Origin of the sequence: Pseudideonella sakaiensis, from assembly GCF_048320135.1 — a bacterium.
Taxonomy (GTDB): Bacteria; Pseudomonadota; Gammaproteobacteria; order Burkholderiales; family Burkholderiaceae_C; genus Ideonella_A; species Ideonella_A sakaiensis_A.
The window spans coordinates 4157493-4171795 of record NZ_CP182947.1; the positions used below are offsets into that span (position 1 = coordinate 4157493).

12 protein-coding genes are annotated in these 14303 nt (G+C 63.4%); 3 read left to right on the plus strand and 9 right to left on the minus strand.

Annotated elements, in window-relative coordinates:
* Nucleotides 1-77 precede the first annotated feature (77 nt).
* The 7 genes from ACNH6H_RS19055 to fabG all read right to left on the minus strand — a co-directional run bounded on the left by ACNH6H_RS19055 (nucleotide 78) and on the right by fabG (nucleotide 6967).
* Nucleotides 78-1040 carry a DMT family transporter gene (locus ACNH6H_RS19055; RefSeq protein WP_418319877.1) on the minus strand — a complete coding sequence of 321 codons (963 nt, stop codon included), beginning with the start codon at nucleotides 1038-1040 and terminating at the stop codon, nucleotides 78-80.
* An 87-nt stretch (nucleotides 1041-1127) separates the two neighbouring features.
* The gene (locus ACNH6H_RS19060; RefSeq protein WP_418319878.1) at nucleotides 1128-2189 is read right to left on the minus strand and encodes an alpha/beta fold hydrolase; all 1062 of its coding nucleotides are present in this window, start codon (nucleotides 2187-2189) and stop codon (nucleotides 1128-1130) included.
* Complete coding sequence (locus ACNH6H_RS19065) at nucleotides 2165-2992, minus strand: citryl-CoA lyase (protein ID WP_418319879.1); 828 nt, start codon at nucleotides 2990-2992, stop codon at nucleotides 2165-2167. Before ACNH6H_RS19065 ends, ACNH6H_RS19060 begins: the two co-directional genes overlap by 25 nt.
* A complete protein-coding gene (locus ACNH6H_RS19070; protein ID WP_418319880.1) occupies nucleotides 2989-3483 on the minus strand; it encodes a MaoC/PaaZ C-terminal domain-containing protein in 495 nt (164 codons plus the stop codon). Before ACNH6H_RS19070 ends, ACNH6H_RS19065 begins: the two co-directional genes overlap by 4 nt.
* Entirely contained in the window at nucleotides 3480-5033 is a 1554-nt protein-coding gene (locus tag ACNH6H_RS19075; protein WP_418319881.1) for a class I adenylate-forming enzyme family protein, read from the minus strand. The genes ACNH6H_RS19070 and ACNH6H_RS19075 overlap by 4 nt, the downstream gene beginning before the upstream one ends.
* Nucleotides 5034-5049: 16 nt before the next feature.
* Nucleotides 5050-6198 (minus strand): acyl-CoA dehydrogenase family protein, encoded by a 1149-nt coding sequence (locus ACNH6H_RS19080; RefSeq protein ID WP_418321401.1) that lies wholly within the window; start codon nucleotides 6196-6198, stop codon nucleotides 5050-5052.
* A gap of 16 nt (nucleotides 6199-6214) precedes the next feature.
* Nucleotides 6215-6967 (minus strand): 3-oxoacyl-ACP reductase FabG, encoded by a 753-nt coding sequence (gene fabG, locus ACNH6H_RS19085; RefSeq protein ID WP_418319882.1) that lies wholly within the window; start codon nucleotides 6965-6967, stop codon nucleotides 6215-6217.
* A 412-nt stretch (nucleotides 6968-7379) separates the two neighbouring features.
* On the opposite strand from fabG, the gene ACNH6H_RS19090 reads away from it, so the two are divergent.
* Nucleotides 7380-8543, plus strand: a complete 1164-nt coding sequence (locus ACNH6H_RS19090) for an acyl-CoA dehydrogenase family protein (protein WP_418319883.1) — start codon at nucleotides 7380-7382, stop codon at nucleotides 8541-8543.
* 154 nt (nucleotides 8544-8697) lie between these two features.
* Here ACNH6H_RS19090 and dctP read toward each other — a convergent pair whose 3' ends face one another.
* Both dctP and ACNH6H_RS19100 read right to left on the minus strand, forming a co-directional pair.
* Nucleotides 8698-9729, minus strand: a complete 1032-nt coding sequence (gene dctP, locus ACNH6H_RS19095; protein ID WP_418319884.1) for a TRAP transporter substrate-binding protein DctP — start codon at nucleotides 9727-9729, stop codon at nucleotides 8698-8700.
* Nucleotides 9730-9929: 200 nt separating this feature from the next.
* Nucleotides 9930-11054 carry a CaiB/BaiF CoA transferase family protein gene (locus ACNH6H_RS19100; RefSeq protein ID WP_418319885.1) on the minus strand — a complete coding sequence of 375 codons (1125 nt, stop codon included), beginning with the start codon at nucleotides 11052-11054 and terminating at the stop codon, nucleotides 9930-9932.
* 332 nt (nucleotides 11055-11386) lie between these two features.
* Between ACNH6H_RS19100 and ACNH6H_RS19105 the strand changes: the two genes are divergently transcribed.
* Together ACNH6H_RS19105 and ACNH6H_RS19110 are read left to right on the plus strand one after the other, a co-directional pair.
* A complete protein-coding gene (locus tag ACNH6H_RS19105) occupies nucleotides 11387-12937 on the plus strand; it encodes a class I adenylate-forming enzyme family protein (protein WP_418319886.1) in 1551 nt (516 codons plus the stop codon).
* 179 nt (nucleotides 12938-13116) lie between these two features.
* Nucleotides 13117-14301 (plus strand): lipid-transfer protein, encoded by a 1185-nt coding sequence (locus tag ACNH6H_RS19110; RefSeq protein WP_418319887.1) that lies wholly within the window; start codon nucleotides 13117-13119, stop codon nucleotides 14299-14301.
* Nucleotides 14302-14303 lie beyond the last annotated feature (2 nt).

Below are 14303 nucleotides of genomic sequence, written 5' to 3' on the forward strand. Positions count from 1 at the left end.
TGGTTCATCGTGCTTCGATCCTGTCGGTCAGAAGTCGATCCGTGTCGCAGCACCACTGTTGCATGCAGCGCGCCGCCTCACTTCTTGTCTGGCACACACGCTGGCGCCGCCCGGGGCTGGCAGGCCTCGCCGTCAGGGGCGACCGGGGTTGAACTGGTGGCGCGGCCGGTCGATTCATGAAACGTGACGTAGACGGCACTCAGGAAGATGATCGTGCCGCCAATCCAGCTCCACAGGTCGGGAATCTCGCCGAATACCAGAAAGCCGAGCAGCGAAGCCCACATCATCCGCGTGAAGTCCAGCGGCATCAGCGCGGTGGCTTCGGCGTAGACAAACGACTTCGTGTAGGCGAATTGCCCCACGGTTGCAATCACCGCCATGAACAACAGCACCGGAACGAGTTGCAGACTGGGCCATTTCCAGACCCAGATCGCGAGCAGAAAAGTCAGTGGTGTCACGATCACCGACATGTAGGTGATCTGGGTCGTGCTCGACTCGGTGCTCGCCATCATCTTGATGACGATGATCGATACCGACCAGGCAATTGCACCTGCGATCGCGAGCAGCGGCCCGAGCGAAAGCGGAACCACGCCGGGACGCACGATCAGCAGCATGCCGGCGACGCCTGCTCCTACGGCGAGCCAGCGGCTCACGGTCGAGCGTTCACGCAGCAGCAGGATCGCGACCACCGAGGCGAACACCGGCGATACAAAACTCAGCGCCGTGACCATTGCGATCGGCGCCATCGTCAGAGCCGAGAACAGCCCGAGCATCGAAATCATCAGCATCACCGAGCGAAGCAGATGCAGGTGCAGCCGCCGGGTGCGAAAAATCTCGAAACGGCTGTTCACGATGCCGGGCAACATGAAGAACATCGCGATGAAGTAGCGGAAGAACGTGATCTCGAAGACATGCAGCTCGCGCGATGCATAACGTACCGTCGTGTGCAGCAACGTGAATGAGAGGGCCGCGATCAGGCCGAGCAGCATGCCCTTGGCCCGGCGCGGGATCCGCTCGAACAACCCGGCCAGTTCAGCCATGTCGTGACCGCTCTATCGGCCCCGAGGAAAGACGCCGAATCCGGCTGATTGATGTCGATATCGACCGCTGTGGATGGGCTTGCGACGTCATGGGACGTCGACGATATCCTCGCCCGAAACGTCCTGCAGCGGTCGCACCGGATGTGGTGGGACGACGGGCTCGCCGTCGACTGGCACAACCCGCTGTAGAAATTCAATCGCAGCCGAGGCAAAGATGTCGTTGCGGTCGCCGGCCACCATGTGACCGGCCCCGGTTATGCTGACGTACTCGGCCGTCGGACACAGTTTCAGGAAGGCCTGCGCGCCGGCTTCGCTCAAGATGTCGGACAAGCCGCCGCGCACCAGCAAGGTCGGCAGTGCCAGATTGGCGGCGCAGGCCTCGAGGCGCCTGGTACGTTGATCGAGGTTGCGTATGCCGGTGCGAAAGCGGGGGTCCCAGTGCCAGTGGTACTTGCCATCAGCGCCCAGTCGAACGTTCTTGGCCAGGCCATCGAGCGTCGGCGGACGCCTGCGATGCGGCTGATAGGTTCCGATTGCCTGCGCCACTTCTTCGAGCGAAGCAAAACCGTCCGGCTTCATGTTCATGAACGCCTGGATATTGTCGACACCTTCGGGTTCGATGTTGGGGGCAATGTCCACCAGCACCAGCGCCGTCGCATCGACATGGGCCTCCCCGACCGCCACGAGGCTGGTGCCACCGCCCATCGAGGCGCCTACCAGCACCGGCCTTCGGTTTCCGAGTGCGGCAACAACGCATTGCAGGTCCCGCACCATCACGTCCTGCCCGTACAGGCCGTCCGGCGCCCAGTCGGTATCGCCGTGGCCGCGTGCATCGAAGGCGACGGCGTGATAGCCTGCCGCGCCCAGCACTTCGCCAGCGCCTTTCCAGGCGTGGCGCGTCTGGCCGCCGCCGTGCTGTAGCAAGACGAGCGGCCCGCCTGCGGGGCCCCACGAATCAGCGGCAATCCGAATGCCGCCATGGCCGGGCCAGTAATTCATTGGCTCGGGGGTGCCGGGCAGACGGGTGTATGGGAGAGCGGATGTCATGGATCGAACCTCGTTGAATTCATCGGTAATTGGCTGCGGATCAGTGCCGCACGGCAGTGCTGGCTGCGCTGACGCGCTCAGGGCTGGTTGGCGTGCTTCCATCTGACACGCTGCGGGATCGGGTTGTCGTGGCCTGCCAATTCGGCGCTATCGTCCTGTGCCAGCACCAGGTCCCAGAGCTTCTGGCCGAGCGGCGCGCGCTTCTCGTCGATCAAGTGTGCGACCAGACCGGCCGAGCGGCCGATCAGCGCGAAGCCGCGCGCCCACAGCGGCTCCAGACCCATGTCGGAGATCGAGGCGCCAACGGCGCCAGCGGCATTCAGCGGCAGCAGCTTGCCATACTCGGCCTGGGCCGCCCGTTCGATGGCGCCGGCCAGCCGCCAGTGGCGGCCGGAGAACCCGCACTCGATGGCCAACTGGCGCAGGGCTGGCACGCGCGGGTCGCCGTTGATGTGGATCGGGTGACCGATGCCCGGCACGATGCGCCTGCTGCCGCGGTGCTCGCGCACCAGGGCGTTCGCACAGGCGTCGAACTCGCGATCGTCCGCATCGGCCGCAAGGATCGCAACGCAGTCCTGCAGCAATTGGGCACTGAGTTGCATCGTGCCGAGGAAGTGATTTCCGGCACCGAGCAAGCCGGCGGCAACCGCACCCTGGATCGATTCGGGCGCGCCCAGGAAAGTCAGCCGCGTCGCGATCGCGCTCGGCGTAAGGCCGTGATCGGTGACGGCGACCATCAGCGCGTTGCTCATTCGCTTCAACGGCAAGGTCGGCAACTCGCCGGTGGCGGCGAGAAAGATCATGTCGATGAAGTCGAGCTTGCCGATGATGTCGGTGGCAAGGTTGCGGTCGCGCACGAAGATGTCGTCGCGCGTGGTGTAACCGATCGGTGTCTTGATGGTCATGATGTCTGGTCGTGGCAGGCGCTGCGGCGGCGCACCAGAAGCTTCCAGATGCCTTCGACCACCACTTCGCCGCGCTGGTTGACGACTTGACGCCTGAAGGCCACGACACCGCGGTCGGGTTTGGAGGTTTCGGCTTTTTCGGCGACTTCAACGCGCACGCGCAGCGTGTCGCCGATGAAGGTCGGTCTGGGAAAGCGGCACTGAATGTCGAGCAGCCCCAGCAGACTGGGTTCGAGGTGCTGATTGAGCTGCATACGGGTAACCAGGCCCGACATCAGCGCCAGCACCAACAGGCCGTGCGCGATGCGCTGGCCGTAAGGCGTGTCCTTGGCGAACTCGGAATCGACGTGCAGACGGTTGAAATCGGCCGACAGGCAAGCGAAGTTGACGATGTCGGCTTCGGTGACGGTTCGAGTCGGGCTGTCGAAGGTATTGCCGATCTCCAGGTCTTCGAAGAAGCAGGCCTCGGCGTGCAGGTCAGCCAGGTTCATTGCATTCCCTTGTCGCTGGCTGCCACGTCGCTTGGCGCCGCCAGCGCTTGCATCACCTGCTCGACCAACTGCACCTTGAGCACCCGCCCGGTCAGATTCTTCGGCACCTCGGTCATGAAGACCACGCGGCGCGGCTTCTTGTAGGCGGCCAGGTGCGCAGCCGCAAAGCTGGTGATTTCGTCGACGGTCGGCTGCTCCCCGGATCGCGCCACGATGACGGCACAGATCAGTTCGGTCCAGCGATCGTCGGGCAGGCCGACGCAATGTGCTTCTACCACGGCCGGGTGCTGCTGCAGCACCTCCTCGATCTCTGAGGCGTAGATATTGATGCCGCCGCTCTTGATGATGTCGCGCTTGCGGCCGACGAAGTGCAGCAGGCCCTGACTATCGAGGCGGCCCAGGTCGCCGACGGTGAGGAAGTCGCCGCGGCGGGTACTGCGGGTCAGTTCGTCGTCCTCGAAATATTCGTCATATTGCGAATCGCTGCGGCAGCAGATCTCGCCCACCTCGCCGGGCCGAACCTCGACGCCGTCGTCGCCCAGCAACTTGAGCTCGACCCCGAAGAAGGGGCGGCCGACGCAGTTGCTGTCCAGGTGGTCGCGCACCTCGGCACCTTTCAGATTGGCATAGGGGCCGACCTCGCTCGACGCGGCGTAGATATTGAGGATGCCGTCACCGAAACGGTCGAGCAGCGCGCGCTTGAGCGCCCCAGACAGCGCGCCAGCCCCGGACTGGATGACGCGCAAGCTCGACAAACCGGCGCTGGCAAAACGCGGATGCTCGATCATCGCCTGCAGCATCGCGGGCAGCAGCATGCTGGAGTGGATGCCTTCGGACTCGATTGCGTCGATCACGGCGCCGGCATCGAAGTGTTCGTGCAGGTGGACGCTGGCGCCCAGGTACAGCGGCAGCAGGGTATAGACGCAGCCCGCGCCCAGGCAGATCGGCAGCACGCACAGGGTTTGGTCGTCGATCCCGAAACCCTGCTCGATGGCGCGTTCCTCGAAGCCGAAGCGTGAACGCAGGGCGCCTTTGGGCCGTCCGGTCGTGCCGGAGGTGTGCAGCATCACGGTGCTGCTGGCACGGCCTTCGGGTGGGCTGCCCGGACCCGGTGCCTGCAGCGCTCGCCATCGCAGCGCGTCCGCAGGCGCATGATCCTCGGCGTCGGCAAACCAGATCCAGCGCCACGCCGGATCGGCCAGCGCGTCGGCGCGCTCGGCGAAACCCGAACCGAGCAGCACGAAGCGCGCATGCGCCGCATCAATGCCGTGGCGCAGGTCATCGTCGGCGAGACGGTAGTTGAGCGGAGCGGGAATGGCGCCGATGCCGGTCAGGGCGAAATAGGCCACCAGCATGTCGGCATGGTTGTGCGACAGCATCGGCACCTTTTCGCCGGGTCTCAGGCCCAGCTCGGCCAGTGTGCACATCGCACGCTCGGCGCGTCTCAGCAGTTCGGCGTAGCTGAGTGCGGTGCCGCGGAAGCGGATCGCCGTGCGTCGCGGATTGCGTCGCGCGTTCAGCCGCAGTGCGTGTAGCAAGGTCATCGCCATGTCGGCGCCTCCGGTTTCAGTGGAATGCAGACACGCCAAGCACCTCGCGCCCGATGATGAGCGTCTGGATCTCGGTCGTACCCTCCGGGATAAGCGCGCCGCGGGTATCGCGGAAGATGCGCTCGATTGGCAGTTCTTCGCTGTAGCCCGAGCCTCCGTGTACCTGCAGCGCCATGCCTGCCACCTCATGTGCCGCCTCGGCAGCGTAGAGCTTGGCGATCGAGCATTCGGTGCGTGCGCTGCCGCCCTGGTCGAGCGCCCAGGCGGCGCGGTAACCCAGTGCACGTGCCGCTTCGCAGCGCACCATCATGTCGACGATCAGTTTCTGCACCAGCTGGAAGCTGGCGATGGGCTTGCCGAACTGCTTGCGCTGCTTCGAGTAGTCGATCGACAGGTCGAGCGCGCAGCGTGCTGCCCCGACCGCGCCCATCGCCACGTTCAGCCGGCCGAAATTCAAGCCGGTAAGGATGGCCTTCAGGCCTTTGCCTTCGCGGCCCAGCAAATTGGCCTTCGGCACTGCGGCGTCGTTGAAGCCGAGCTGCGAGGTGCCGGTGGCGCGGATGAACATCACGTCGGCACGCCGCGCCTCGTACTGCGTCTGCGCGCGGTCGACGATGAACAGGCTGATGCCGCCGTCACAGGTCGCGCTGAAGGTGCGCGCCACCAGCACGCCGAAATTGCCGTGGATGCCGTTGGTGATCCACAGCTTGTTGCCATTGACGAGGTAATGGTCGCCCTTGTCTTCAGCGCGGGTCTCGATGCCGGCGACGTTGGAGCCGTGATTGGGCTCGGTGATGGCCATCCAGTGCTTCAGCTGGCCCGCAAGCAGCGGCTTCAGATAACGTTGCTGCTGGTCGGGCGTGCCATGTCGGTGCAGCAGCTGCGCCAGGATGTTCAGCGAGTTCATCATCACGCGCAGCGACAGCCAGCAGTATCCGGCTTCCTCCATCAGGATCGCCCAGTCGGCGTACGTCATCGCATAGCCGCCGGCTTCCTCGGGCAACAGGCCGCCCAGGTAGCCAAACGGCTGCAACTGAGGCAGCAGATCCCAGGCGAATTCGCGTTGCTGCTCGCACTCGAGCACGCGCGGCGCGACGCGCTCGCGCATGAAGCGTCGCACCGATTCGCGCATCGCGTCCTGTTCGGGCGTAAATCCGAAATCCATGTCCATGACCTCGCTTTCAGGTGGCGTAACGCCCACCGGTCACGTGCAGTACCGCGCCGGTGATGTAGCCAGCGGCCTCGCTGGCAAGAAAGGCCGCGGCGCTGGCGATATCGCACGGCGCGCCGAGTCGACCGATTGGCGTGCGGGCGATCGCGTTGTCCTTGATTTTCTGGTAATGCGGCAGATTGCGTACGCCATCGGTTTCGATGAAGCCGGGGGCAATGGTGTTGACCGTGATCTGGTCGCGGCCGAGCTCCAGCGCCAACGCGGCGCTGAAACCGAGGATGCCGGCCTTGGCTGCCGAATAATTGGCTTGGCCGGGATTTCCCAAATGTGCGCGCGACGAGATGTTGACAATGCGTCCCCAGTGCTGCGCGGCCATCACTGGCACCACCGCCTTGCTGCACAGGAAAGCGCCCTTCAGCACGGTGTCGACCACCGCGTCCCAGTCGGCTTCGCTCATGCGGGTGATGCGGGCGTCGCGCGCAAAGCCTGCGTTGTTTACCAGCACGTGTACGCTTCCGAACGCCGCCACGGCGGCCTGCATCAAGTGCTCGACGTCCGCAGCCTTGGTCACGTCGGCAGCCACGCCGATGGCGCTGAAGCCGTCGCGTTGCAGTGCCGCGCAGCCCGCGGTCGCGGTGTCAGCGTCAATGTCGGTGACGACGATGCGCGCGCCCTCGGCGGCCAGCGCACGCGCGGTTGCAGCACCGATTCCTCGGCCCGAGCCGGTGACGATGGCGACCTTGTCTTGCAGACCCAATTGCATCAAAACTCCGTGACTTTCCGTATTCCACAGGCGGATACCAGTGCATCAGCGTGCCAATCGACCGCCAATGCCCGGGCCGAAGAATCCCCGATCTGCAGGAGTAGCAGGCGAGCCCCGATACCTGTCGTACCGTCGTCTCGACGAGTCGACTTGCCGGCAGGATAACATTTAACAAACAAACGTTAGATTGACAAGGACGAGAATTGATGTGAACCTCCCGGGGTCTGAGATCGCTTTCGCAGTCGCGTACCGGTGCGAGAACCGCAGCCACATCGGCCAAGTCTCGCGTCCTCTCCCGGGAAGTGACCAAACCAGATCATCTTCATGTTTCAGGATTTGCGACGCGGCGCGCCAACACGTCGGAGGTATTTCAACGCCGGCCAGGCCTCGTACTGGTCACCCGGAGAACCTGATGACCATACTCGGCGCTGAACAGCAGTCCATTCGCGACGCAGTGTTGCATCTTTGCAGGGATTTCGGTGATCCGTACTGGTTGGATCGCGACCGTGATGGTGAGTACCCGTGGGCTTTCCAGCGGGCAATGGCCCGCGATGGCTGGTTGGGCGTGGCAATGCCCGTGGAATTTGGCGGCTCGGGTCTCGGCGTGACTGAAGGCGCGCTGACCATGCAGGCGGTGGCTGAGTCGGGCGGATGCATGAGTGCCGCGTCCTCGATTGCCTTCTGTGTGTTTGCCCCCAAGGTAATTGTCGAATTCGGCACCGCCGAACAGAAGGCGCGGATGCTGCCCCCCATCATCAAAGGCGAGGTGATTTCTACCTTCAGCATCACCGAGCCCGACGCGGGCCTCGATACCACCAGTATCCGAACCATGGCCGTTCGCAAGGGCGATCACTACGAGGTGAAAGGCCGTAAGGTTTGGGCTTCGCTCGCGCAACGTGCCGACAAGCTCATGCTGCTCGCACGCACCACGCCAAAGGCAGAGTGCGAGCGGCCCACCGACGGTCTGTCACTTTTTTATACCGATTTCGACCGAAGCCGCTGCGAGGCCCGAGAGATCGAGAAGATGGGTCGCAAATGCGTCGATTCCAACGAGTTGTTCATCGACGGCATAGAAATTCCGGTCGAAGATCGGATCGGCGAGGAAGGAAAGGGCTTTGGCTATCTGCTCAAGGGCCTGAATCCTGAGCGCATCGTGCTGGCTGCCATCGCAGTGGGTATCGGCCGTGCCGCCCTTGCCAAGGCCGTTCGATATGCCAAGGACCGTGTTGTTTTCGGCCGCCAGATCGGCATGAACCAATCAATCCAGCATCCGCTGGCGGTGAACTGGATGGAACTGGAGGCGGCCAATCTGATGATGTTGCGCGCAGGAGACCTCTACGATACGGGCCAGCCTTGTGGATCGGAAGCCAACGCGGCCAAGTTCCTGGCGGCCGAGGCCGGCTTCAAGGCCTGTACACAGGCGGTCATGACCCATGGTGGCTTCGGTTATGCCAAAGAGTTCCATGTCGAACGCTATCTCCGCGAATCAATGATTCCGCGTATCGCGCCGGTGAGCCGCGAGTTGATCATGTGTTACATCGCCGAGCGCGAACTGGGACTGCCAACTTCCTACTGAATACGGGGGGCCCAACTGATGTGTACCAGGGGAAGGGCTGCATAAATCGTCATCGAATGTGCTTGGTTGAAGTCGGGGGCCCGATTGAATCGTGTGCCTCATCACCGCTGCCACATTGCTTGCTTCTCTTTTTTGCAGAGCCCAACAATATTGTTTACCTCAGGGCTTCGGCGAATGCGTTCAGTACCGTTGTTCCCGCCTTGCCACGCTTGTCCAGTCCATCCGCCCAAGTCTTGCTGACACTGGTCTGCATTTCGCGCAATCCAGGCTTGTCGGCCGCAGGCAGAGTTACAAGTGTGACACCGACCTTTTGCAGTTTGTTGATATTTTCAGCTTCTTCGCGGTCGGCGAACACGCAGCCGCGCTTGCTGAGCTCTTCGCCCATGTCGGCCAGCACCTTTTGAACGTCAGGCGACAGCGTCTTCCATTTGCGTTCGCTCATCACGTAGTTCGCGACGAAGCTGCCGAAGTTTTCGCCGACGGTGAAATATTTGGCAATCACGTCCAGCCCATAGGCGGGGACACTGCCGATCGGCAATACGGCGCCATCCACTGTGCGACGCGACATCGCCTCGTTGAGCTCCGGGGTGGGCATCTGGATCGGGACTGCGCCCAGCTTTCTCAACGCCAGTTCCTTCGGGGCGCCGCTGGTTCGGATCTTCATGCCGGCGAGATCCTTGACGCTGGCGAATTTCGCAGTGGTGACCAGCTGGTACGGCGGCAATACGATCGAAAACAGCACGCGAACGCCATTCGGCGCGAACTCTTCTTGATCGAGCAAACCGCCAGGCTTGGCAATCTTCCAGTACGCCATGGTCACCGGACAGGCCGACGGCGAGGCGGTTGGCAGTGGCAATTCGCCGACCGCCGCGAGGGGCATCTTGTCGCTCACGAAACCGGGCGCTACGTATGCGATGTCGGTAACCCCGGAGACGGCAAGGGACAGGAGGTCCTTCGCCTTGCCAAGTTGCTCGGCTGGGTAGTACTCGAACTCGACCTTCTGGTTGGTTCGCGCCGACACCTGCTCCATCATGTACTTGGTGATGTTCAGCGATATCCAGTGCGTCGCCGGGAACGAGTCGGCGACCCGCAGCTTGATCTGCTGAGCTGCGCTGGCTTGACTGAATCCGGTCAGAACCGCGAACGACACACTGATGAGAGCGAAGTCTTTCAGGTGTTTTTTCATTTTGCTGTCTCCAAGTCGAAGGTGTGCGCACGGCCATTGCCGCCACGGTGGTGGTATTTCACAATCAGGGCTTTCGGCATCTGCCTCACTGAACGACCGGGCGCCAGTTGATCACTGCTGGCATTCGGGAATGCCCACCTTTCCGGCTGCCTCGACGAGCAGGAGGCCGGCGCGCATCCGCGCTCGCCAAGCAGGAACTTTCAGCGGACAACATGTGTTTCCAGCCAGCAAGCCGCGCCATCGTGTTCGCCGATGAACGGGGCCGGATCGGGTCGTCCAGCCGGTGTGCGACTGAAACGTGGTGCAGGTGACGGTTGCACCACGCCCTCGCTCTCGAAGAAAGTCTCGCGGGCCAGGTTGTGAGGGTGCCGGGCAGCGTCGCCTGTGCTGAGCACCGGCGCGAAGCAGACATCGGTGGCTTCAAACAAGCTGCACCAGTACGCGCTGCTTTGCGAACGGAAGATCGCCACCATCCGGGCCTTCAGCGCCGGCCATGCGGCCGGGTCGCGCTGGCGCTGGAACTCGGGTTCGGTGATGCCGAGCTTGTCGAGCAGCAGGGCATAGAACTGAGGCTCGAGTGCACCGATGGATATCCACTCGCCGTCGGCGCATTCGTAGGTGTCGTAGAAATGCGATCCGCCGTCGAGCAGATTGGATTCGCGTTCGTCTTTCCAATGGCCGACGCCACGCAGTTCACAGACGATCGAGGTCAGCAGCGCGGCGCCATCAAGCACCGCGGCATCGACCACCTGGCCGAGCCCTGAACGGCGCGCTTCGAGCAGGGCGCAGACGATGCCGAATGCGAGCATCATGCCTCCCCCGCCGAGGTCGCCGACCATCGCCGCGGGAGCGATCGGGCCGCCTTTCTTGCGGCCAATCGTGGCCAGCGCACCGGACAGCGCGATGTAATTGATGTCGTGGCCCGCCGCCTGCGCCAGCGGTCCGTCCTGACCCCAGCCGGTCATGCGACCGATCACGAGGCGTGGATTGCGCACCAGAAGCTGCTCCGGGCCCAGCCCGAGCCGCTCCAGGACGCCCGGCCGATAACCTTCGATCACGGCATCTGCGCCATCGATCATTGCCAGAACCTTGTCGCGGTCCTGCGCTGACTTCAGGTCTACCGCCACCGAACGGCGGCCACGGTGCAGCACGCTGCGTCGGCCGCTGGCCAGAAAGGCGGGTTCTCCTCGATCCTTGCCTTTGTCGGCTTTGCGGTCGAGGCGGATCACATCGGCTCCCATGTCTGCCAGCATCATCGCGCAAAACGGCCCGGGGCCGATGCCACCGAACTCAACCACTCTCAAGCCTGCGAGGGGACCGCTCATGCGAAGTCTGCTTTCACATTCGTTCGTTCCATCAGCCCAGCGAGCGCTTGCACCGACGGCAATGTTTGACTTCGAATCTCAAGCCAGAGCCGGGCTGTGGCTGGGTTCGGGGGCGCGAACGCCTGGTGCAAGAACGCTGCTGCCGTGATCCGGCGGCGTGGTGACAGCCGTGAAGTGGCGCTGCCTGTGAAAGGTTGCTGTCGCAGGCGTTGCTACTCCATCGTTCATGGCAGCGAGACTAAGTCGCAGTTGCTTAACTGTCAAGCGTTAGATAGACTCGACAGCCAGCGCGGTCCTGTTTCGGCACCGCAACTGGAACACAACTGACTCGCATGGCAACCGCAATCTTCGCGCAAACACTGACAGTGGCCGACCTGTTGCGCAAGCAGGCGGTCACGAGATCAGGTTTTCCGGCGCTGCAAGACAGCCATGGCACGCTGAGTTATGGTGAACTCGATCAGATGGTCAACCGCTTGGCGCAGGCCTTGTTGGCTCGCGGTCTGAGCCCCGGCGACCGGGTGGCCGTGCTGGCCGAGAACCGTCACGAGTACGTCGTGCTGCAGCTGGCGGCGGCCAGCACCGGGGTCATCGTCGCTTGCCTGAACTGGCGCCTGATCGACGCGGAATTGAGGCATTGCATTCAACTCGTCGCGCCGCGGATGGTATTCGTGTCGGCGCGTCACTCCGCAATGCTGGCCCGCATTGACCATGGCGTGACCGATGTGGTCGAGATCGACACCCAGTTCGAGCCGCTGCTGGCCGGTATGTCGGCCATCGACCCGCAACTCGATATCGATCCTGAACAGGGTCTTGTCATCCTCTACACCAGCGGCACCACGGGACTGCCGAAAGGTGCCGTGATCAGCCAGCGCGCGATGGTGGCGCGGGCGATGTGTTTTGCCGCCGAATACGGGATCGGCGCCGAACACAGCTATGTAGCCTGGTCGCCTCTCTTCCACATGGCGGCGACCGACTTCGGCCTGGCGACGCTGATGATCGGTGGCAAACTTGTGGTGCATGACGGTCTCCGAATTGACCGGCTTTGCGCGGCGATCGAGCGCGAATCAATCGGCTGGCTGGTGGCAATGCCCGGCATGATCGACGTGTTGATCGAAGGCCTGCAGCGCAACGCCACCAAGCCGCGCGGCGTGCGCGTGGTCGGCGCCATGGCCGATCTGGTGCCGCTGCAGCAGATTGCCGACCTGACCCGCTTGCTGAAGGCCCCCTATCTGAACAGTTTTGGCGCCACCGAAACTGGCCTGGCACCTGCCTCGGGGGACCTGCTGGCCCCCGGCGTGGTTCCGCACAAGCTGACCAAGCGGGAGTCTGGATTCTGCCGCGTACGTCTCGTCGATGGCGAAGACAACGATGTGCCGGATGGCACTCCGGGCGAAGCCGCGCTGCGCGGCCCGATGCTGTTCTCCGGCTACTGGAACGCGCCTGAAGTGAATGCGCACGATTTCCGCGGTGGCTGGTATCACATGGGGGACCTGTTCGTGCGTCACCCCGATGGCACGCTCGATTTTGTCGACCGAGCCAAGTACCTGATCAAATCCGGCGGAGAGAACATCTATCCGGCCGAGATCGAACGGGTGCTGCTGGCCCAATCTGCCGTGGCCGACGCGGTGATCGTGCGCCAACGCGATGCCCGCTGGGGCGAGGTGCCGGTGGCGTACGTTGCCTTCAGGCCGGGCGCGGGCCGTGACGTCGAGGCACTGCAGGCCAGCTGCCGTGAGCAGTTGTCGAGTTACAAGGTTCCGAAAGCCATCCGGGTAGTGGATCTGGCGGCCTTTCCGCGCAGCAGCAGCGGCAAGATCCAGCGCCATGAAATCGAGCGCCTCTGGCTGAAGCCGGCCAATGCCGGGGAAGCCGACAACGCATGAGGACGGCCGCATCTATTGATTTCAGATCGAAGGTCGCAGCCGGCGCTGGCGCGATTCCCGTGTGCCGTCTGCTCGACCAAGCGCCGCAGCTGGGCGGTGGCGGCCGAGAGCAGGCTGCCGAGGCTTTGCCGCCCATTGGCGGCCAAATTCCAATGTGCTGAAAGCAGGGAGGTTCTTTAATGCAACACAAAGTCATCGTCGCCGGAGTCGGCATGGTCCCGTTCGCAAAGCCCGGTGCGAGCGAGCCTTACAACATCATGGGGGCGCAGGCCACTCGCCAGGCATTGGTGGACGCCGGGATCGAATATACGTCGGTTCAGCAAGCCTATGTCGGCTACGTCTACGGCGATTCCACCTGCGGCCAGCGGGCGCTGTATCCGGTGGGCATGACCGGCATTCCGATCGTCAACGTCAACAACAACTGCTCGACGGGCTCGTCGGCGCTGTTCCTGGCGCGTCAGGCGGTGCAGTCGGGCGCGGCAGACTGCGTGCTGGCGCTCGGCTTCGAGCAAATGCAGCCCGGTGCCATCAAGGCCGCATTCACCGACCGACCGACGCCGTTCGAGCAATTCGACGATGCCACCGACGCGCTGGTCGGTCATCCCGAGATCCCGCTCGCGCTGCGCTACTTCGGTGGCGCCGGCAAGGCCCATATGGACAAGTACGGCACCCAGCTGGAAACCTTTGCGCGCATCCGCGCCAAGGCCAGCCGCCATGCGGTCAACAACCCGCTGGCGCTGTTCCGCAAGGAGGTCACGACGGAAGACGTGATGGCCTCGCCGATGCTATGGGACGGGGTGATGACGCGCCTGATGGCCTGCCCGCCCACTTGCGGTGCCGCAGCCGCGGTGATCTGCTCCGAATCCTTCGCAAGGAAACACCACCTGAACGTCAAGGTCTGCATCACGGCGCAGGCGATGACGACCGATTTCGACAGCACCTTCGACTCCAAGGACATGATGCGTGTGGTCGGCTACGACATGGCACGCGAGGCCGGCCGGCAGGTCTACGAGCAGGCCGGGATCGGCCCTGGCGACATCGACGTGGTCGAGTTGCACGACTGCTTTGCTCAGAATGAACTGATCACCTACGAAGGTCTGGGCCTGTGTCGGGAAGGCGGTGCCGAGAAGTTCGTGCGCGATGGCGACAACACCTATGGCGGCAAAGTCGTCACCAATCCTTCGGGTGGCTTGCTGTCCAAGGGCCACCCGCTCGGCGCCACCGGTCTGGCGCAGTGTCATGAGTTGACGCACCAGTTGCGCGGCACGGCCGACAAGCGCCAGGTGAAGGACGCGCGCGTCGCGTTGCAGCACAACCTCGGACTGGGCGGTGCCTGCGTGGTCACGCTTTACCAGAGCGTGTGAAC